The 19,277-nt window shown below is 68.2% G+C and carries 15 protein-coding genes; 7 read left to right on the forward strand and 8 right to left on the reverse strand.

Annotated features, from left to right (window positions below; genetic code table 11):
• Positions 1 to 105 precede the first annotated feature (105 nt).
• Positions 106 to 723 (reverse strand): TetR/AcrR family transcriptional regulator, encoded by a 618-nt coding sequence (locus ACXI0D_RS11005; protein WP_014645572.1) that lies wholly within the window; start codon positions 721 to 723, stop codon positions 106 to 108.
• 159 nt (positions 724 to 882) lie between these two features.
• Between ACXI0D_RS11005 and ACXI0D_RS11010 the strand changes: the two genes are divergently transcribed.
• The 3 genes from ACXI0D_RS11010 to ACXI0D_RS11020 are packed head-to-tail and all read left to right on the forward strand — an operon-like array spanning position 883 to position 5,676.
• On the forward strand, positions 883 to 2,046 hold the full coding sequence (locus tag ACXI0D_RS11010; RefSeq protein WP_479642574.1) for an isovaleryl-CoA dehydrogenase: 1,164 nt from the start codon (positions 883 to 885) through the stop codon (positions 2,044 to 2,046).
• Between the two features lie 10 nt (positions 2,047 to 2,056).
• Complete coding sequence (locus ACXI0D_RS11015) at positions 2,057 to 3,667, forward strand: carboxyl transferase domain-containing protein (RefSeq protein ID WP_119007325.1); 1,611 nt, start codon at positions 2,057 to 2,059, stop codon at positions 3,665 to 3,667.
• Between the two features lie 8 nt (positions 3,668 to 3,675).
• Positions 3,676 to 5,676 carry an acetyl/propionyl/methylcrotonyl-CoA carboxylase subunit alpha gene (locus ACXI0D_RS11020; RefSeq protein WP_424143799.1) on the forward strand — a complete coding sequence of 667 codons (2,001 nt, stop codon included), beginning with the start codon at positions 3,676 to 3,678 and terminating at the stop codon, positions 5,674 to 5,676.
• 19 nt (positions 5,677 to 5,695) lie between these two features.
• Here the strand turns inward: ACXI0D_RS11020 and ACXI0D_RS11025 are convergent, their stop codons facing one another.
• On the reverse strand, positions 5,696 to 6,862 hold the full coding sequence (locus ACXI0D_RS11025; protein WP_119007326.1) for a putative peptide maturation dehydrogenase: 1,167 nt from the start codon (positions 6,860 to 6,862) through the stop codon (positions 5,696 to 5,698).
• 138 nt (positions 6,863 to 7,000) lie between these two features.
• Here ACXI0D_RS11025 and ACXI0D_RS11030 point away from each other — a divergent pair, with 138 nt between their 5' ends.
• Positions 7,001 to 7,297 carry an NHLP-related RiPP peptide gene (locus tag ACXI0D_RS11030; protein ID WP_075675645.1) on the forward strand — a complete coding sequence of 99 codons (297 nt, stop codon included), beginning with the start codon at positions 7,001 to 7,003 and terminating at the stop codon, positions 7,295 to 7,297.
• A gap of 7 nt (positions 7,298 to 7,304) precedes the next feature.
• Here the strand turns inward: ACXI0D_RS11030 and ACXI0D_RS11035 are convergent, their stop codons facing one another.
• The 4 genes from ACXI0D_RS11035 to aceB all read right to left on the reverse strand — a co-directional run bounded on the left by ACXI0D_RS11035 (position 7,305) and on the right by aceB (position 14,257).
• On the reverse strand, positions 7,305 to 9,797 hold the full coding sequence (locus ACXI0D_RS11035) for a putative peptide modification system cyclase (RefSeq protein ID WP_259337439.1): 2,493 nt from the start codon (positions 9,795 to 9,797) through the stop codon (positions 7,305 to 7,307).
• Between the two features lie 13 nt (positions 9,798 to 9,810).
• On the reverse strand, positions 9,811 to 10,851 hold the full coding sequence (locus ACXI0D_RS11040) for a GGDEF domain-containing protein (protein WP_014035584.1): 1,041 nt from the start codon (positions 10,849 to 10,851) through the stop codon (positions 9,811 to 9,813).
• A 417-nt stretch (positions 10,852 to 11,268) separates the two neighbouring features.
• Positions 11,269 to 12,570, reverse strand: coding sequence for an isocitrate lyase (aceA, locus tag ACXI0D_RS11045; RefSeq protein WP_069118153.1), 1,302 nt, complete (start codon positions 12,568 to 12,570; stop codon positions 11,269 to 11,271).
• A gap of 64 nt (positions 12,571 to 12,634) precedes the next feature.
• Entirely contained in the window at positions 12,635 to 14,257 is a 1,623-nt protein-coding gene (gene aceB, locus ACXI0D_RS11050) for a malate synthase A (protein WP_119007329.1), read from the reverse strand.
• 110 nt (positions 14,258 to 14,367) lie between these two features.
• Here aceB and ACXI0D_RS11055 point away from each other — a divergent pair, with 110 nt between their 5' ends.
• Both ACXI0D_RS11055 and ACXI0D_RS11060 read left to right on the forward strand, forming a co-directional pair.
• On the forward strand, positions 14,368 to 15,336 hold the full coding sequence (locus ACXI0D_RS11055) for a LysR family transcriptional regulator (protein ID WP_119007330.1): 969 nt from the start codon (positions 14,368 to 14,370) through the stop codon (positions 15,334 to 15,336).
• Positions 15,337 to 15,680: 344 nt separating this feature from the next.
• Positions 15,681 to 16,589 carry a LysR family transcriptional regulator gene (locus ACXI0D_RS11060; protein WP_075675649.1) on the forward strand — a complete coding sequence of 303 codons (909 nt, stop codon included), beginning with the start codon at positions 15,681 to 15,683 and terminating at the stop codon, positions 16,587 to 16,589.
• Positions 16,590 to 16,682: 93 nt separating this feature from the next.
• Here ACXI0D_RS11060 and ACXI0D_RS11065 read toward each other — a convergent pair whose 3' ends face one another.
• Together ACXI0D_RS11065 and lepB are read right to left on the reverse strand one after the other, a co-directional pair.
• Entirely contained in the window at positions 16,683 to 17,939 is a 1,257-nt protein-coding gene (locus ACXI0D_RS11065; RefSeq protein ID WP_119007331.1) for an MFS transporter, read from the reverse strand.
• 124 nt (positions 17,940 to 18,063) lie between these two features.
• A complete protein-coding gene (lepB, locus tag ACXI0D_RS11070; RefSeq protein WP_101764712.1) occupies positions 18,064 to 18,690 on the reverse strand; it encodes a signal peptidase I in 627 nt (208 codons plus the stop codon).
• A gap of 182 nt (positions 18,691 to 18,872) precedes the next feature.
• On the opposite strand from lepB, the gene ACXI0D_RS11075 reads away from it, so the two are divergent.
• A complete protein-coding gene (locus tag ACXI0D_RS11075; RefSeq protein ID WP_119007332.1) occupies positions 18,873 to 19,274 on the forward strand; it encodes a hypothetical protein in 402 nt (133 codons plus the stop codon).
• Positions 19,275 to 19,277: the final 3 nt, after the last annotated feature.

Here is a 19,277-nt window from a genome sequence, read left to right on the forward strand (position 1 = left end):
CGAGTATAGAACGCGCTTTGCGTGCGACAACAGGCGTCACTGCTGGTGCGGCGCAGCATGCCGGGGGATCTGACCCCGGCAACAGAAGCCGGCCAGCGGTCGGCGCTACCGAATCACCGGGGCACCGATCGCGCGCAGGCAGAAGCTGCAGATCGCATCCACCAGCGCGTCTTCGTCGCGGTGCGCTTCGCGGCTGGGTGCGGTCGGGCCGACCATCGCTTCGGTGAAGGCGCCGACCAGGCAGGCGGCGGCCACATGCGCGTCCTGCGCCGGCAGCTCACCGGCCGCCACGCCCTCCTCCACCAGCCGCAGGAACACGTCGCCGAACGCGCGACGACCGCGCATGCGCTCGGCTTCCACATCCGGATCGACCGGTTCAACGATGAAAGCGTGCGCCAGCCCCGGCCCGGCCAGGGCGCGGCGGACGAAGGCGGTAATCGCCAGCCGCAGGCGCTCGCTGGCCACCTCCGGACCACTGGCGATGCGCTCCATGATCGCGACCTCGTGGGCCACCGCGGCGTTGAGCACCTCCACGAACAGCTCGGCCTTGGACGGGAAATGGCGATAGATCAGGCCGGTGGACACCCCCGCCTGGGTCGCCACGGCGGTCACCGGGGCGTTGCGCCAGCCGCCGGTGGCGACCAGCTCGCGGGTGGCCAGCAGGATCCGTTCACGGGCGCCCGCCAGGCGTTCTTCCATCAATGCAGAGCGTTTATAGGCCATGTTCTGATTCTAGTTTCAATTTTTGAATTCGTATTCACTTCTTGCCCGAACCCCGCTACGCTGGGGCCATCGCCCGTGCGGGTGGCGGTCCTGTACACCGCCGCCCGCTCCCCCGCCGGGTGCGTCCATTTCCTGCCATCCCGCCGTGGAGCCACCACAATGCACGTGCCATCCCTGAACTTCGATCTTGGCGAAGACATCGACCTGCTGCGCCAGAGCGTGGCCCATTTTGCCGCCGCCGAGGTCGCGCCGCTGGCCGCCGAGGCCGATGCCAGCAACCAGTTCCCGCTGGCCCTGTGGCCGAGGCTGGGCGAGCAGGGCCTGCTCGGCCTGACCGTAGAAGAAGAATACGGTGGTACCGGCATGGGCTACCTGGCCCACGTGGTGGCGATGGAAGAAATCTCGCGTGCCTCTGGCGGCATCGGCCTGTCCTATGGCGCGCACTCCAACCTGTGCGTGAACCAGCTGCGCAAGAACGGCAACGAAGAACAGAAGCAGCGCTTCCTGCCCGGCCTGTGCAATGGCAGCCTGGTCGGCGCGCTGGCGATGAGCGAACCGGGTGCCGGTTCGGACGTGGTGTCGATGAAGCTGCGCGCCGACAAGCGCGGCGACCGCTACGTGCTCAACGGCAACAAGATGTGGATCACCAATGGCCCGGACGCCGACGTGCTGGTGGTCTACGCCAAGACCGACATGGAAGCGGGTGCCAAGGGCATCACCGCGTTCCTGGTCGAGAAGGGCATGAAGGGCTTCTCCACCGCGCAGAAGCTGGACAAACTGGGCATGCGCTCTTCGCCCACCTGCGAGCTGGTGTTCCAGGACTGCGAGATTCCCGAAGAGAACGTGCTGGGCCAGGTCGGCGGTGGCGTGCGCGTGCTGATGTCCGGCCTGGACTACGAGCGCCTGGTGCTGTCCGGTGGCCCGCTGGGCCTGATGGCCGCGGCCATGGACGTAGTGATGCCCTATGTGCACGAGCGCCACCAGTTCGGTGAAGCGATCGGCAGCTTCCAGCTGATCCAGGCCAAGATCGCCGACATGTACGTGGGCCTGGGTGCCTGCCGCGCCTATGTCTATGCCGTCGCGCGCGCCTGCGACCAGGGCCGCACCACCCGCCAGGACGCCGCCGGTGCCATCCTGTACGCCGCCGAGAAGGCCACCTGGCTGACCGGCCAGGCGATCCAGATCCTCGGTGGCAACGGCTACATCAACGAATACCCGACCGGCCGCTTGTGGCGCGACGCCAAGCTGTATGAAATCGGCGCCGGCACCTCGGAGATCCGCCGCATGCTGATCGGCCGCGAACTGTTCCAGCGCACCCTGTAAGGCCACCGCGATGACCGTCCTGAACAGCCAGCTGCAACCGGGCAGCGAAACGTTTGAAAGCAACCGCGCGGCCATGCAGGCCGTGGTCGATGACCTGCATGCCACCCTCGCCCGCACCGCGCTGGGCGGCAGCGACGCCGCGCGTGCCAAGCACACCGCACGCGGCAAGCTGCTGGTGCGTGACCGCATCGACGCCCTGCTCGACCCCGGCAGCGCCTTCCTGGAAATCGCGCCGCTGGCCGCGCATGGCATGTATGAAGACGCCGTGCCCGCCGCCGGCGTGGTGGCCGGCATCGGTCGGGTGAGCGGGGTGGAATGCGTGATCGTGGCCAACGACGCCACGGTCAAGGGCGGCACCTACTACCCGATGACGGTGAAGAAGCACCTGCGCGCGCAGGAAATCGCCGAGCAGAACCACCTGCCGTGCATCTACCTGGTCGATTCCGGTGGCGCGTTCCTGCCGCTGCAGGACGAAGTCTTCCCCGACCGCGACCATTTCGGCCGCATCTTCTACAACCAGGCCAACCTGTCGGCGCAGGGCATTCCGCAGATCGCCTGCGTGATGGGCAGCTGCACCGCCGGTGGCGCCTATGTGCCGGCGATGAGCGACGAGACCGTGATCGTGCGCGAGCAGGGCACCATCTTCCTCGGCGGCCCACCGCTGGTGAAGGCGGCCACCGGTGAAGTGGTCACGGCCGAGGAACTGGGCGGTGCCGATGTGCACACGCGCATTTCCGGCGTTGCCGACCACATGGCCGACAACGATCTGCAGGCCTTGGCACGGGTGCGCGCGATCATCGCGCAATTGAACTGGCGCAAGCCGGAACCGGCGATGGCGGTGCAGGCCAGCGAGGAGCCACTGCTGCCGGCACACGAGCTGTATGGCGTGATCCCGGCCGACACGCGCAAGCCCTACGACGTGCGCGAGGTCATCGCGCGCCTGGTCGATGGCTCGCGCTTCGATGAGTTCAAGCCGCGCTACGGCGCAACGCTGGTGACCGGCTTCGCGCATCTGAACGGCTACCCGATCGGCATCATCGCCAACAACGGCATCCTGTTCTCCGAGTCGGCACTGAAGGGGGCGCACTTCATCGAGCTGTGCACCCAGCGCAACATCCCGCTGGTGTTCCTGCAGAACATCACCGGCTTCATGGTCGGCCGCAAGTACGAGCAGGGCGGCATCGCCAAGGACGGGGCCAAGCTGGTGATGGCGGTGGCCTGCGCCAAGGTGCCGAAGTTCACCGTGGTGATTGGTGGCTCGTTCGGTGCCGGCAACTACGGCATGTGCGGCCGCGCGTACTCGCCGAACTTCCTGTGGATGTGGCCGAACGCACGCATCGGCGTGATGGGCGGCGAACAGGCCGCCAGCGTGCTGGCCACGGTCAAGCGCGATGGCATCGAAGCCAAGGGCGGCCAGTGGCCGGCGGCGGAAGAGGATGCGTTCAAGGCACCGATCCGCGAGCAGTTCGAACAGCAGGGCCATCCGTACTACGCCAGCGCGCGCCTGTGGGATGACGGCGTGATCGATCCGGCCGACACCCGCCGGGTGCTGGCCCTGGCGCTGTCGGCCAGCCTCAACGCCGCCCCGCAGCAGACGCGCTTCGGCGTGTTCCGCATGTAACCCGTGCCATGACCGAGCCTGTTGCCATGTTCACCAAAGTCCTGATCGCCAACCGCGGCGAGATCGCCTGCCGCGTCATCGCCACCTGCCGCCGTCTCGGCATCGCCACCGTGGCGGTGTATTCCGATGCCGACCGCACCGCACGCCACGTGCGCCTGGCCGACGAAGCCATCCACATCGGTCCGGCGGCCGCGCGTGAGAGCTACCTGCGCAGCGATGCCCTGCTCGACGCCGCACGCCTGACCGGCGCGCAGGCGATCCACCCCGGCTACGGCTTCCTGTCCGAGAACGCCGACTTCGCCGATGCCTGCGCCGCCGCCGGCATCACCTTCATCGGGCCGCCGGCCAGCGCCATCCGCGCGATGGGCGACAAGAGCGCGGCCAAGGCGCTGATGGCCAAGGCCGGTGTACCGCTGACGCCGGGCTACCACGGCGACCAGCAGGCGCCGGACTTCCTGCGCGCGCAGGCCGATGGCATCGGCTACCCGGTGCTGATCAAGGCCAGCGCCGGTGGCGGTGGCAAGGGCATGCGCAAGGTCGAACGCAGCGAGGACTTCGTCGATGCGCTGGCCAGCTGCCAGCGCGAGGCGGCCTCGGCGTTCGGCAACGACCATGTGCTGGTCGAGAAGTATGTCGAGCGCCCGCGCCATATCGAGATCCAGGTGTTCGGCGACAGCCACGGTGAGGCGGTCTACCTGTTCGAGCGCGACTGCTCGGTTCAGCGCCGCCACCAGAAGGTACTGGAAGAAGCACCCGCGCCGGGCATGAGTCCCGAACGTCGTGCTGCGATGGGCAAGGCCGCGGTCGATGCCGCGCGCGCGGTGGGCTACGTCGGTGCCGGCACGGTGGAATTCATCGCCGGCCCGGACGGCGATTTCTACTTCATGGAAATGAATACCCGCCTGCAGGTCGAGCACCCGGTCACCGAATACATCACCGGCACCGACCTGGTGGAGTGGCAGCTGCGCGTGGCCTCGGGCCTGCCGCTGCCGTTGCGCCAGGACCAGCTGGCCATCCACGGCCACGCCATCGAAGCGCGCCTGTACGCCGAAGATGCCGACCGTGGCTTCCTGCCCTCCACCGGCACCCTGCGCCGCCTGCGCCTGCCGACCCCGTCGGCCCATGTGCGCGTGGATACCGGCGTCGAGGAAGGCGACAGCATCACGCCGTACTACGATCCGATGATCGCCAAGCTGATCGTCTGGGACGTGGACCGCGACGCCGCGCTGCGCCGCATGAGCCAGGCCCTGGCCGACTGCCAGGTGGTGGGCGTGACCACCAATGCCGGCTTCCTGCGCCGGCTGGTGAACACCGATTCGTTCACGCACGCCAGGCTGGATACCGCGTTGATCGAACGCGAGCAGGCCGCGTTGAGTGCGGTGGGCGACAGCGACGACGCGCTGTGGCTGCTGGCAGCGGTTGCCGCTGTGGCCAGCACCGCGCACGCCGGCAGCGATGCGCGCGACCCGCATTCGCCGTGGCGAGCACAGGATGGCTGGCGCCTCGGCGCGTCCGCGCCGCGCGTGTTGCCGCTGCAGCAGGGCGAACGCAGGCACACGCTGAAGGTGTGGGCGCAGGCCGATGGCTGGCGGGTGCAGTGCGATGACGCAGCATCGGTACAGGTGATCGGCACGGCCGATGTGCACGGCCTGGCGGTGCAGCTGGGCGAGCGCCGCTGGTCACTGCAGCTGCTGCGCGACGGTGACCAGCTGTACCTGTTCGGCGCCGACGGCCAGCACCGCTTCACCCTGCATGATCCGGTGGGTGAATCGGACCACGCCGTGGCCGACGCCGGCAGCCTGCTGGCGCCGATGCCGGGCAGGATTGTGGCCACGCTGGTCGCGGCCGGCACCGAGGTCAAGCGCGGTACGCCGCTGGTGGTGCTGGAAGCGATGAAGATGGAGCACACCCTGCAGGCACCGGCCGATGGCACGGTGAAAGGCTACCGCGCCAAGGCCGGCGACCAGGTCGGCGACGGTGCCGTGCTGGTGGACTTCGAAGCGGCGTGAACGCCGGGGCGACGGCCGCTCAGCGGTCGTCGCCCGCCGTCACCCGACCAGCGGGATCGAATTCGGCCGTGTCCAGCGTGGCACTGCGCCAGCCCAGGCCGCAGATGGCCATCGCGCTCTGGCCGATGCCATCGAACCCGAAGGCACGATCGACATCGGCATCGTTGATGGCTGCGGTGACGAACGCCGCCAGCCCACGCTCGGTCGCGCACAGGTACAGCAGCTGCGAGATGTGGCCGACATCCAGCGTCACCGCACGGTGCGCCTTGGCGTGGTTGCGGTACTTCCAGAAGCAGCGGTCATAGCGCGGCGCCAGCACCAGCAGCGCCGGTGCATCGGCGAACCACTCCTGCCCGGACAGCATCCGCCGCGCCAGCGCAGCCAGTGCCTGCGGCGGTGGCGAGGGCAGCGGCAGCACCGCGTGCTGCACCGGGTGGTAGTGATACAGGCCCGGTAACAGCCCGTCCACGTTCTGCACCAGCAAGAAGCCCTCGGTGGGATGCAGGCCGCCACCGGAAGGCACGTTCTTCTTCAGGAACTCGGTATCGCGCTCGACCTTCTGCACCGCGTGGGCCATCAGCGTGCGCTGAAGCACCTGGGCCAGCAGCGGCAGCGGCAGCGCGCGCTCCCGGTCGAAATTGCGGCAGGTGGTGCGGCGCGCCAGCAGCGCGTCGAACGCGGCCTCTTCGCTGCGCGGCAGCGGCTGATAGTCGCCCCGCATGGGCTGTACCACCGGCGGTGGCGGCCCCAGCCGCTGGCGCAGGCCGGCAGCGGTGTCCAGCCCCTGCCGACGCATGTCCTCCACGCTGTCCACGGCCTGCCAGCGCGCATGGCGGTGGGCCAACGCGGCCAGCGGCCACCACTGGCTGCGGCGTAGCGCCTCGTCGCGCATCTGGTGCCCCACCTCGCTGGGCGGGTCGGTCAGCAGCAGGCCCTGCTCGACCAGGCGGGCCAGCATGGCCGGGGAGGCATCGGCGGGCGGTTCGCTCCAGCGGTGCGCGCTGAGCTCGCCCAGCAGCTGGCGCTCCTCGGCGTCCACCGGCAGCGGCTGGTCCAGATGGGCGGCCAGCGCCACCCAGCTGATCTGGCTGTCCATCTCGGCATGGCCGGCCAGCATCGCGCGCAGGTCCAGGGTGACCGCCTCGCGGGGTTCGAACATCAGGCTGGCGCAGCGGCGCAGGCGCATGGGTTTCCTTCCTTCTGCCGCACAACCGGCATAGCAGCAACGACCGCAGCGCGGCCAACTTTAGCGACGTGCAACGCGCGGCCCTCAATGGCAGGCTGTCGCGGCCGATACGAGAAACTCCACCTACGGACGATCCCCATGAGCACCCATCCCCGCCTTTCCGCCGCAGACGCCAGCACCCTGCTGGACCACCTGATCGGCAGCGACGACTTCCGCAGCCACTTCACCGCTTCGCCGGCCAAGGCCCTGGCCTCGATCGGTCTGGACGGTGCCGTTGGCGAAAACGACTGCATGAAGATCGGCACCCTGGCCTCGGTCGAGGAGCTGAGCCAGGTGCGTGACGGGCTGCAGGCCCACCTGTCCGGGTCGGTGGCGGCCATGACCGTGGTGTTCTGCTTCGAAGCCGGCAAGGTCGGCGAGCGCATCGACGGCTGACCCGCCATCAGGGCGCGCCGGCCGTGGCCGGCGTAGCCCACGTGGAGACGTCATACACGTTCAGCGGTTGCCACACCTGCAGGGCAGTGACCTCGGCAATGGCCTGGCCGCGATGCTGGGCCAGCCACGCCTGCTGACGACGCACGGCGGCTTCATCGCCCTGTGCGCGCAGTGCGAGCAGCAGTACCACGCGCGCCTGCACCGGCTCGTTGCCATCCAGCATCGGTTCGATCAGGGTGCGGGCGGCCTCGGGGCGCTGCATCTGCAGCTCATCCATGGCGCTGACGATGCGTAGCCAGCGGTCCGCGACCGGGCTGCGCAGACTGCGCAGCAGGGGCCGCTGATCGTCCAGCCAGCGCTTGGCCAGCTCGAACTGGCCCTGGCGCTGCGCCAGATGGACCAGCGCCAGCCACTGCAGGCCACGGGCATGCAGCATGGGATCATCGCGCTCCTGCAGCATCGGCTGCAGCAGCGCTGCGATGGCCTGCAGCTCGGCGCGGTCGGCGCCCGAACACAACGCCGCCACGCTGGCGTGCTGCAGGCGCTGCTGTACCTGAAGATCGACCAGCGTCGGCGCCGGTGCATCATCGCGTATCGCCTGCTGCATCGCCGGGCAGTCGCGCTGCGCGGCCGCCAGCAGCAGCTGCGCACGCAGCTTCATGCGCTGCTGCAGGGCATCGCTGGCATGGATCTGCGGCAACAGCTTCGCTGCCTTGGCGTACTGCCCCTGCGCCACCAGCACATCCACGCCGGTCTCATCGGCGTCATCACGGCCGCGCAGGATCTGCGCCTGGGCCAGTGTTTCGGCGGCACGCTGCGGTTGGTTGGCAGCAATCTGTATCCGCACCAGATGGACCAGCGGATACAGCCGCAAGGGGTCCTGCGGCACCGCGGCCGCTCGCGCATAGGGCTCAGCCTCGCTGAACTGGTTGGCCTGCAGCAGGTACCAGGACGTGTTGGACAGCCCCGCGAACGAATCCGGGTAGACCTTGGCCAGCGTGCGCCATTGCTCCAGCGCCCAGCCGCCCGGCTCCAGCTCGGCCATCCAGGCCTTCAGGTACAGCCGCTCGCGTGGTGGCAGGCGATCCTGCAGGTCCAGCGCATGCTGCATGGCTTCGCGCGCGCGCCGCCCTTCCTCGACGCGCGCATGCAGCTTGGCCACGCCCATGTAGGCCAGGGCAAAACCAGGATCGATATCGATCGCAGCCTGGTAGAGGTTGCGTGCCTCCTCGAAGCGACGCTGGCCCAGTGCACTCTCGGCCAGGGCGAATGCACGCAGTGCGCGCAGGTCCTGGGTCGATGCCCGCGGCAACGGCAACGACTGTTCCAGGCTTGCCACCGACTCGCCCAGTCCACGCCGCAGGCGCCCGACCACGTCGTCCACCGCGAACACCATCTGATCGGATCGATCCGCGGTGGCGGTGAACGTCTGGATCACCTGCCCGCTGCCCGGTGCAGCGACGTCGATGGCCAGCTCATAGCCACCGATCTTCTGCCGCACGGTCGGCAACAGCACCGCGCGCGCGCCTTCCCGCACCGCCACGTCGACGGCGGTATCGCGGTTCAACCGGGTATCGCCCGAGAGCCGCGCCATTTCCAGGCTTTCGCGGATCTTGCCCTCCGACAGCACGTTCACGTAGCGCGACTGCTCCAGCGCGATCCGGATCGCGTGGCGCATCGAGTCATCGAAGATCGGATCGCCGGTGAGGTTGTCGACATCACCGAGCACCACCCAGTCGCGCTCAGCGAACGCGATCGCCGGTTCCGGCCGCAGCAGCAGCCAGCCGCCGAGCACCGCCACCGCCAGCACCAGGCCTTCGGCGGCCAGCACCAGCGGCTGCCGCCACAGCGGCAGGTCGCGGCGCGCCTTGGCATTGGCGCGCGGCATGCGCAGCGGCGCCGAACCGATCTCGCCCACTTCGATCACTTCCTGCACTACCGGCACGCCCTTGAAGCGCCAGCGCCCGTGCGATTTCCACAGCAGGCGCGTACCACGCTCGCCCAGTGCATCGGTGGCACGGCGGGTCAGTGATTCGGCCACTGCCGACAGCAGGATCTGGCCGGGGCGGGCCAGCATCATCAGGCGCGCCGCCATCGGCTTGGCCAGGCCTTCCACCTCCATCGACTTGGCACCGGCACGGACTGCCTCGGCACTGTTCTCCCAGGTCAGCACGTCACCCACGTGCAGGCCGGCACGCGCGCGCAGTTCAATCGCGCGCTGCTGGCCCAGCGCGTGCAGCTCACGCTGGTAGTCCAGGGCGAAGCCCAGTGCATCGATGGCGCGCTCGAACAGCATGAACAGGCCGTCGGAGCGATCGATCAGCTGGCCATTCCAGCGGTGCTGCAGCACCAGCACCAGGCGGTCGTGTTCCTGGAACAGGCTCGCCGCTGCCACATCGCCGATGCGCTCGACCAGCTGCAGCGAATCACACAGATCGGTGAACAGCAGGGCGCGTAGCTGTGGGCTATGCGGGGCTGACGTTCCGTTGTCGCCATTCATCGCCTGCATCTCCCTATTGGTCGTCCGGATCATCCACCCAGCGCAGGCAGTTGCCGCCGTCACGCTTGGCCCGGTACAGCGCCCGGTCGGCGCTGGCATACCACTCGCTCCAGTCCGCGTCGGCGGCCAGCAGGCTGGCTCCGATGCTGACCAGGCTTACATGCGGCGTGCCATGGCTGCGCTCGAGCAGGCCATGCACCGCGCTGAGGATGAACTCGGCCGCATGCTGCACGATCTCGTGGTTGCCACGGCGCAGGATCAGGCAGAACTCATCGCCGCCGAGCCGGCAGGCCAGGTCCTGTTCGCCGGCCATCGAGCGCAGGATGTTGCCCATGCTCTGCAGCACGCGGTCGCCGGCCTGGTGGCCGTGGCGGTCGTTGATCTGCTTGAAGCGGTCGCAGTCGATCAGCAGCAGCGCCTGCGGCGGCCCCTCGGCATGCTCGCGGCACTCCTGCAGGTACAGGGTGAGGCCGCGGCGGTTGTGCAGCCCGGTCAGTTCATCGGTACGCACCAGCTCACGGGTGTGGGTCAACTGGTGGGTGGTGATGTACAGGTTGTCCAGCGCGGTTTCCAGATCGTGGTTGCGCCGGCGCAGCTGGCTGATCAGAGCCTGTTCGTTGGTCAGCACGCGCATGATCGTGCGGCGCAGGAAGTAGGCCACCAGGCCGGGATCGGATTCGACCAGCCGGTGGAAATCAGCCGGCCCCAGTTCCAGCACATCGCAGTCGACCAGCGCGCGCGCGCTGGCGCTGCGCAGGTGGTCGCCGACCAGCAGGCCCAGTTCTCCGAAGAACTCGTGCTGCCCGAGCGTCTTGATCACCAGGTCCTCGCCGAAGTCCAGTTCGATCTGGCCTTCGAGGATCACATACATGCGCTCGCCGCGGTGGCCGCGCTGGAACAGCCACTGTCCGGCACGGAGCTTGCATGCGCGGGCGAATCTGGCGAACAATGCCACCTCGGCATCTGACAACAGAGCGTGCACGATCTCGGCCATCGCCACCCGGGCGATACCTGTCGTCACATCACTGTTCTCGGCCGCACCCCTGCCGGTCATTCCCTGCACCCGCCGCCAGCGTCCCCTGGTGAGCCGCGGAGCATAGCACCGCTTTAAACTGTGCGCCCTATCTCATTTTGACCCTTCTGCCGATCTTGATTGATGTGAAGATCGGTGGTGGCCCGTTCTGGTCACGGGTGTCCGGGCAAAACTCCTGCCGGATCAATCCGATGCCGGGTTTCACAGGGTTTCGGCCAAGTTGCCGGCCCAGGGGGTGCGCCTGATTGACGCTCCCCGCGCGCTGCACCCTTGCATCGATACAACAACGCCGGCAGGTCCCCCGACCGGCCGGCGTTGTCTGGCCCTTCCCTGGCCACCCTGATCGCTCTGAGGCCCGGTAGTGCCGGCCGCTGGCCGGCAACCATGTGGACTCCTGGAACATCGACGGGTTGCCGGCCAGCGGCCGGCGCTACCGCATCACGCCGCGCGTTCGCTGCGCCCGCCGTGGAACTGCTCCTCCTCGGTCGAGCCGGTCAGCGCGGTGGTCGACGACTGGCCCTGCTGGATCGCCTGGGTCACCGCATCGAAGTAGCCGGTACCGACCTCGCGCTGGTGCTTGACCGCAGTGAAGCCGCGCTCGGCCGCTTCGAACTCGGCTTCCTGCAGTTCCACGAACGCGCTCATCTGCCGGCGTGCGTAGCCGTGGGCCAGGTTGAACATGCCGTAGTTCAGCGCGTGGAAGCCGGCCAGGGTGATGAACTGGAACTTGTAGCCGTAGCTGCCCAGTTCGCGCTGGAACCTGGCAATGGTGGCGTCGTCCAGGTTCTTCTTCCAGTTGAAGCTGGGCGAGCAGTTGTAGGCCAGCAGCTTGCCCGGGAACTTCGCATGGATCGCCTCGGCGAATTTCCGTGCGAACTCCAGGTCCGGCTTGCCGGTCTCGCACCACACCAGGTCGGCGTAGGGCGCGTAGGCCAGGCCACGGCTGATCGCCTGGTCCAGGCCGTTGCGGGTCTTGTAGAAGCCTTCCACCGTGCGCTCGCCGGTGGCAAACGGCTTGTCATTGCCATCGATGTCGCTGGTCAGCAGATCCGCGGCTTCGGCATCGGTACGTGCCACCAGCAGGGTCGGCACGCCCAGCACGTCGGCGGCCAGGCGCGCGGCGTTGAGCTTCTCGATCGCCTCACGGGTCGGCACCAGCACCTTGCCGCCCATGTGGCCGCACTTCTTCACCGAGGCCAGCTGGTCTTCGAAATGCACGCCGGCGGCACCGGCCTCGATCATCGCCTTCATCAGTTCGAACGCATTGAGCACGCCGCCGAAACCGGCTTCCGCATCGGCCACGATCGGCTGCAGGAAATCGATGTCGTCCTTGCCTTCGGCGTGGTGCAGCTGATCGGCGCGCAGCAGCGTGTTGTTGATGCGCTTGACCACCGCCGGCACCGAATCGGCCGGGTACAGCGACTGGTCCGGGTACATCTGCCCGGCCAGGTTGGCATCGGCCGCCACCTGCCAACCGGACAGGTAGATCGCCTTCAGGCCGGCCTTGACCTGCTGCATGGCCTGGTTGCCGGTCAATGCACCCAGCGCGTTGACGAACTCGCGCTCATGCAGCGACGCCCACAGCTTCTCCGCACCCAGGCGGGCCAGCGAATGCTCGATGTGGACGGTGCCGCGCAGGCGCACCACGTCAGCGGCGCTGTAGTTGCGCTGGATGCCTTCCCAACGCGGGTTGGTATCCCAGTCGTGCTGGATCTGTTCGGCAGTGGGCAGCTTGCTCATGTCTTTCTCCAGTTCGGTTCGTGCGTGCAGCGGGGAGGGAAACGGCGGGAAACGCGGGCGGCGATCAGTCGATGCGCGCGTAGGCCGGCAGGGTCAGGAAATCGGTCAGTTCGTCGCTGCGGCTCAGTTCGCCGAGCAGGGCGATGGCCTCGCCGATGCGTGCGCCACCGGGCAGCGCGGTGGTGTCACCCAGCCGTGCCGGCAGCTGCGCCAGCGTGGCATCCAGCAGGGCCAGGTCGATGGCGGTGCCGTCGTCCAGCTGCTGGCCCGGCGTATGCAGCCACTGCCACAGCTGGCTGCGGCTGATCTCGGCGGTGGCCGCGTCCTCCATCAGGTGGTGGATCGGCACGCAGCCGTTGCCATCCAGCCATGCCGCCAGGTAGCGCACGCAGACTTCCACATTGCCTTCGAAGCCGGCGCGGGTGATGGTGCCGGGCGGCCGTGCGATCAGTTCGTCGCGGCCGACGCGCACATCCTGGCGCAGCACGCTGTGCTGGTTCGCACCGGGCATGTGTTCGTCGAAGATCGCCATCGCCACCGGAATCAGCGCCGGATGCGCGACCCAGGTGCCATCGTGGCCAGCGGTCACTTCGCGCAGCTTGTCGGCGCGCACGCGGGCCATCGCCTGTTCGTTGGCAGCGGCATCGTTGTTGATCGGGATCTGCGCGGCCATGCCGCCCATCGCATGCGCACCGCGGCGATGGCAGGTCTGGATCAGCAGCTCCGAATACGCCTTCAGGAACGGCTGGGTCATGGTCACCTGGCCGCGCTCGGGCAGCACGCGGTCGGCGTGGCGGCGGAAGGTCTTCAGGTACGAGAAGATGTAGTCCCAGCGCCCGCAGTTCAGGCCGACGATGCGGTCGCGCAGCGCGTGCAGGATCTCATCCATCTCGAACACCGCCGGCAGCGTTTCGATCAGCACGGTCACCTTGATCTGCCCGTGCGGCAGGCCGAGCATGCCTTCGATGTGCGACAGCGCGGTTTCCCACAGCGCCGCTTCCTCCATGCTCTGCAGCTTGGGCAGGTAGAAGTACGGGCCACGGTCCTTCGCCTGCAGGGTGCGGGCGTTGTGGAAGGCGAACACCGCCGCGTCGAACAGGCCACCAGCGATGAACTGGCCATCGATGCGCACGTGCTTCTCGTCCAGGTGCCAGCCACGCGGGCGCACGATCAGCACCGCCTGCTCGTCGTACGGGCGCAGGCGGTAGTGCTTTCCATTGGGTGCGGTGTATTCGAGATCACCACGCACCGCGGCGGCCAGCGACTGCTGGCCGGCCAGCAGGTTGCGCCAGGTCGGCGAGGTCGAATCCTCGAAGTCGGCCATGAACACCTTGGCGCCGGAGTTCAGCGCGTTGATGACCATCTTCGGGTCGGTCGGGCCGGTGATCTCGACGCGGCGGTCCTGCAATGCCTCCGGCAGCGGCGCGACGGTCCAGTCGCCGCTGCGGATGGCGGCGGTGTCTTCGCGGAAATCCGGCAGGCCGCCCTGGTCGAAGAACGCCTGGCGTTCGCGGCGTGCCTGCAGCCGTGCCTGCCGGCCCGGTTCCACCGCGCGGTGCAGCGACACCAGCAGGGCCAGCAACGGCGCCGGCAGCACGGTGTCCTGGCCGGCCACACGGGTCGCCAGGGCGATGCCGGGGGTGGCCTTGCTGGCGGGGGTGGGAACAGCGGAAGCGACGGCGGACATGGGGCGACTCCAGCGGTGGGGGAACGTCTCCACGGTGCCGCTGGTGCCGAGTATTTGGCAAAACAGTTTTTGCAATGTTCTACATAAATTGTGCTAATACTTGTGACGCGATGACCACACGCACCCCGCCAAGTCCGCGTTTTTCCTACAAATCCGACCGGCTGAAGCCACTGCGCGCGTTCTGCCAGACGGTGCGCCTGGGCTCGGTCTCACGGGCGGCTGAGGCACTTTTCGTCAGCCAGCCGGCGATCAGCCTGCAGTTGCAGGCGCTGGAACGGGAGCTGGGGGTGCCGTTGTTCGAGCGCAGCGGGCGCCGCCTGGTGCCCAGCCGCGAGGGCCAGCTGCTGTACGAAATGGCACAGCCGCTGGTGGAGAACCTGGACGGGCTGGAGGCGCGTTTCCGCGACAAGGTGCGTGGCCTGGACGCGGGCGAGCTGAACATCGCCGCCAACAGCTCGACCATCCTGTACCTGCTGCCGAAGATCGTCGAACGCTTCCGCCTGCATCATCCGGACGTGCGCCTGACCCTGCACAACGCGATCAGCGCTGATGGCACCGACCTGCTGCGCGAGGACGCCGCCGACCTGGCGATCGGCTCGATGACCGATGTGCCGGCCGACCTCAGCTACGCGCCGGCCTACCGCTTCGAGCAGGTGCTGATCGCACCGCACGACCATCCGCTGGCCAGCGGCGGCGAACTGGAACTGGCCGACATCGCCCGCTATCCACTGGTGCTGCCACCGAAGCGGCAGATCACCTACCGCCTGGTGGACCAGGTGTTCCAGCGCCACCGCATCGCCTACACCGTGGCGCTGGAGGTGGGCGGCTGGGAGGTGATCAAGCAGTACGTGGCGATGGGCATGGGTATTTCCATCGTGCCGGCGCTGTGCCTGAACGAGGCCGATCGCGAGCGGCTGGCGGCGCGGTCGATGAAGCGCTGGTTCCCGGAACGCAGTTACGGGGTGATCGTGCGCCGGGGCAAGGCGTTGTCGGCGCAGGCGCGGGCGTTCATCGAGCTGATCCAGCCGGAGTTGTTCAGCCCGCGCGATTATGACCAGAGCGGGCATTCGGAGCGGTGAGGGTGTGCGGCAGGGCTGCGCCCTGCACCTGCCGAAGCCGAAGCAACGTCAACGTCAACGTCAAAAGCTGGCATTCGGTGGGATGGCGGGGCAGTGTGGGTGGGCAGGACACGCCGTAAACCCATCCATGGGGGCTCGATGGCGCCATCCATGGCGCCAACGGTCCTGCCCACCCACACCGCCCCGCCTCTGACAGTTGGTCGCTGCTGTTGGTGGGTGCCGACCGTTGGTCGGCACGATAGATCCACGCCATGCGTGGATGACGGGTGACCGGGGTCAGATCCGTTTTCCGCAGGAAAACGGATCTGACCCCATTTCCCACCGGCGATGAATAGACTGCACCCATGTCCATCGAACTCCGCCATCTTCGCTACTTCCTTGCCGTCGCCGACACGCTGCACTTCGGCCAGGCGGCGGAGCGGCTGGGTATGTCGCAGCCGCCGCTCAGCCAGCAGATCCGCCAGCTGGAAGACCTGATCGGTGCGCGCCTGTTCGTGCGCAGCCATCGTCGTGTGCAGCTGACGCCGGCGGGCGAGCTGCTGCAGGAACGTGCGCGGGCCATCGTGCAGCAGGTGGAAACGGCGGTGGACGAAGTCCAGCGCGCGCAGCGCGGTGAGCAGGGTGAGCTGCGCATCGGGCTGACCCGCGCGACGCCACTGTCGCCGCAGATTCCGCGCTCGATCCTGCAGTACCGCCAACGCTATCCGCAGGTGCGGCTGCAGCTGAGCGAGATGAACACCCTGCAGCAGATTGATGCGCTGCTCGACGGTTCACTGGACGTGGGCATCATCCGCAAGCGCGCGCTGCCACCAGAGCTGGTGGCGCACAGCCTGTTCGTCGATCCACTGGCGTTGATCGTGCATGCCGACCACCCTGCCCTGCGCAGGCTCTCGGCGCAGGGCACGCTGTCGCTGCGCGACTTCGCGCAGGAACCGTTCGTGGCGTTCCGCCGCAGCGCCGGTGCGGGCATCCATGACCACATGATCGCGTTGTGCGCGGCCGCCGGGTTCACCCCGCGCATCGTGCAGGAGGCCGGTGAGGCCTCGACCCTGATCAGTCTGGCCGCCGCCGGCCTGGGTGCGGCGATCCTGCCGTCGTCCTGCGATCACATCCGCGTGGAGGGCGCGCGCTTCGTCGCGCTGGCCGATGCTGGTGCGCATTCGGAAGTGCAGCTGGCGTGGCACCGCGAGGGTGTGACGCCGTTGATCCGCAATTTCGCCGGGCTGCTGCGTGAAGCGTTCGCCGAAGGGTAAGCGTGCAATCCACCCGGTAGTGCCGGCCGCTGGCCGGCATGCGGACCCAGGTGGGGTAGCCGGCCAGCGGCCGGCACTACCGTACGCGGTGATTCACGCCGTCACCGGCTGCGGGGCGCGCTGCTGCAGCGCCCAGACAATGCCACCGCCGATCAGGGTCAGCACGGCGGCGAACAGGCACACACCCAGCCAATCCCACGCCGCATAAGCCAGGCCGCCCACACCACCGAGCACGCTCGAACCCAGGTAATAGGCGAACAGGTACAGCGCCGAGGCTTCGGCGCGCATCGCACCGGCGCGGCTGCCGACCCAGCTGCTGGCCACCGAGTGGCCACCGAAGAAGCCAAAGGTCACCAGTGCGATACCCAGCGCCATCGTGCTCAACCACGACAGTGCCAATAGCGCGATGCCGGCGCCGATCAACGCAAACGAGATCGACAGGATGCGGCCGCGGCCGTAGCGCGTGGCCTGCTGGCCCATCCACGCCGAGCTGAAGGTGCCCACCAGATAGACGCTGAAGATCAGGCCGACCACGGTCTGGCTGAGATGGTACGGCGGCGCCAGCAGGTGGTAGCCCAGGTAGTTGTAGAGGGTGACGAACACGCCCATCAGCACGAACGAGGTAGCGAACAGCCACGGCAGGCCCGGGTCGGCGAACAGCGTGCGCCAGCGCGACGGCAATTGGCGCAGGCCGCCGCGACGTGCATGGAAATGCCGCGACGGTGGCAGCTGCAGCCACAGCAGCACGGTACTGGCGATGGCGATGATCGAGACCACGCCGATGCCCCAGCGCCAGCCCCAATGGTCGGCGATGATGCCGGCCAGCAGGCGCCCGCTCATGCCACCGATGGCGTTGCCGCCGATGTACAGGCCCATCGCCAGGCCCAGCGCGCGGCTGTCCATTTCCTCCACCAGGTAGGTCATCGCCACCGCCGGCACGCCGCTCAGCGCCAGGCCAAGCAGGGTGCGCAGCACCAGCAGCGTGGTCCAGTCATCCACCAGCGCCGTGCTCAGCGACAGCATGGCCGAGGCCAGCAGCGCAGCGATCATCAACGGGCGGCGACCGACCGCATCGGACAGCAGGCCGGCCAGCAGCATCGCCACCGCCAGCGTGCCGGTGGTCAGCGACAACGACATCGCGCTGCCAGCTGCGGACACGCCGAAGTGACGGCTGAACTCGGGCAGCAGCGGCTGCACGGTGTACAGCAGGCCGAAGGTGGAAAAGCCGGCCAGGAACAGCGCCAGCGCGGTGCGGCGGAAGGCCGGCGTGCCCTGCTGGATGCGGGTCTCGGCGCTGGAATCAACAGTGTGGGGGCGGCGTTCGACGGCCGCCGCGGTTTCGCCAGTCATGGGATCGAGGGGCCGGTGGGGACGGCCGGGCATGGGAGGGAACGGGCCTCAGACTAGGCCCGTCGATCCAGTCGATCCATAACCTGATAGATCATGATTGATACACGAGAAGTATCAATTCAGCTTACAGCCGCTGCCACTCGAAGCCGTCGCCACGACGGTAGTACACCGCCACGGCGCGGCCGTAGAGCTTGTCGGCGTCGACGAAACCGAAGAAGCGGCCGTCGAAGCTGTTGCCACGGTGGTCACCCAGCACCAGCACCTTGCCGGCCGGCACCACCAGGTCGGCGATGTCCGGACCGCCGCCCATGTCCAGGTCGAGGCGGGCACGGCGCTCGCCGAAGGCTTCCACGTCCTGCAGGTCGGCGATCTGCAGCGGCTGGCCGTTGATGCTCAGATGGCCCTCGCGCATCTGCACATGGTCACCGGCCACCGCCGCCACGCGCTTGATCAGGCGGGTGCCGTCGGCCGGTGAATCGAACACCGCCACTTCACCGCGCTGCGGAACGCCGGTGGACATCAGTTCCTTGCCGGTGAACGGCAGGCGCAGGCCATAGGCGCGCATGTCCACCACTACCCGGTCGCCGGGCTGCAGGGTCGGCTGCATCGAGCCGCTGGGCACCACGTAGTGGTTGGCCAGGGTATCGCGGGCGGCGGCGAGCAGGCCGAGCATCACCAGCAGCGGCAATGCTTCCTTCTTCAGCCAGACCAGCGCGCGTTCGGAAAAGGGAGGGCGGGCAACAGCATCCATGACAGGCTCCGGGTAGGTGGTAGCGGTATCAGACCACATGCAGGCGCCGCAGGTTCCCGGTAGCGCCGGACACGGGTTACGCAGGTTTTACGCCCCGGCCCGGCCGCGGGCATCGCACCTTTACGGGCAGCACGCGCATCGTGTGCCCACCGCGCCACAGGGCGCATTCCGCAAGGTGTTGTATGACCCTCCTGGTGATCCGCCACGCATCTTCGTCGGCGCCGCGCCCGCAGCTGCCGGCGCAGCTGGCCGGCCATCGCGTGCTGTGCAGCGACTGCGCCAACCTGTCCGAGGTACGCCAGTGCCTTTGCCAGCCGCAGGCGCGGTCGGCCGACTGGGTACTGCTGGATGTCGGTACCGCCGACGAAGCGCAATGGCAGGCCGAAGGTGGCGCGCTGCAGGCAGCACTGGAACGGCTGCCGGCGCAGTACATCGAGCTGCAATCGCCTAGCGAGCCGGGTCTGGATGTTCGCCTGCGCCTGCAGCACGGCCCCGCCGCCGTGGTGGTCGACCAGCGCAGCCAGCAGGCCGGTTACCCGTTGTCGCTGGCCATCGTTGGCCGCCGCCTGGCGCAGGAGGGCTGAGCC

It is taken from the genome of Stenotrophomonas sp. C9D9, from assembly GCF_056491205.1.

What these genes read in the sequence shown, in the direction of transcription:
- ACXI0D_RS11005 (WP_014645572.1), bottom strand. Translation starts at nt 723, where the DNA reads ATGGCCTATAAACGCTCTGCATTGATGGAAGAACGCCTGGCGGGCGCC.
- ACXI0D_RS11010 (WP_479642574.1), top strand. Translation starts at nt 883, where the DNA reads ATGCACGTGCCATCCCTGAACTTCGATCTTGGCGAAGACATCGACCTG.
- ACXI0D_RS11015 (WP_119007325.1), top strand. Translation starts at nt 2,057, where the DNA reads ATGACCGTCCTGAACAGCCAGCTGCAACCGGGCAGCGAAACGTTTGAA.
- ACXI0D_RS11020 (WP_424143799.1), top strand. Translation starts at nt 3,676, where the DNA reads ATGACCGAGCCTGTTGCCATGTTCACCAAAGTCCTGATCGCCAACCGC.
- ACXI0D_RS11025 (WP_119007326.1), bottom strand. Translation starts at nt 6,862, where the DNA reads ATGCGCCTGCGCCGCTGCGCCAGCCTGATGTTCGAACCCCGCGAGGCG.
- ACXI0D_RS11030 (WP_075675645.1), top strand. Translation starts at nt 7,001, where the DNA reads ATGAGCACCCATCCCCGCCTTTCCGCCGCAGACGCCAGCACCCTGCTG.
- ACXI0D_RS11035 (WP_259337439.1), bottom strand. Translation starts at nt 9,797, where the DNA reads ATGAATGGCGACAACGGAACGTCAGCCCCGCATAGCCCACAGCTACGC.
- ACXI0D_RS11040 (WP_014035584.1), bottom strand. Translation starts at nt 10,851, where the DNA reads ATGACCGGCAGGGGTGCGGCCGAGAACAGTGATGTGACGACAGGTATC.
- aceA (WP_069118153.1), bottom strand. Translation starts at nt 12,570, where the DNA reads ATGAGCAAGCTGCCCACTGCCGAACAGATCCAGCACGACTGGGATACC.
- aceB (WP_119007329.1), bottom strand. Translation starts at nt 14,257, where the DNA reads ATGTCCGCCGTCGCTTCCGCTGTTCCCACCCCCGCCAGCAAGGCCACC.
- ACXI0D_RS11055 (WP_119007330.1), top strand. Translation starts at nt 14,368, where the DNA reads ATGACCACACGCACCCCGCCAAGTCCGCGTTTTTCCTACAAATCCGAC.
- ACXI0D_RS11060 (WP_075675649.1), top strand. Translation starts at nt 15,681, where the DNA reads ATGTCCATCGAACTCCGCCATCTTCGCTACTTCCTTGCCGTCGCCGAC.
- ACXI0D_RS11065 (WP_119007331.1), bottom strand. Translation starts at nt 17,939, where the DNA reads ATGACTGGCGAAACCGCGGCGGCCGTCGAACGCCGCCCCCACACTGTT.
- lepB (WP_101764712.1), bottom strand. Translation starts at nt 18,690, where the DNA reads ATGGATGCTGTTGCCCGCCCTCCCTTTTCCGAACGCGCGCTGGTCTGG.
- ACXI0D_RS11075 (WP_119007332.1), top strand. Translation starts at nt 18,873, where the DNA reads ATGACCCTCCTGGTGATCCGCCACGCATCTTCGTCGGCGCCGCGCCCG.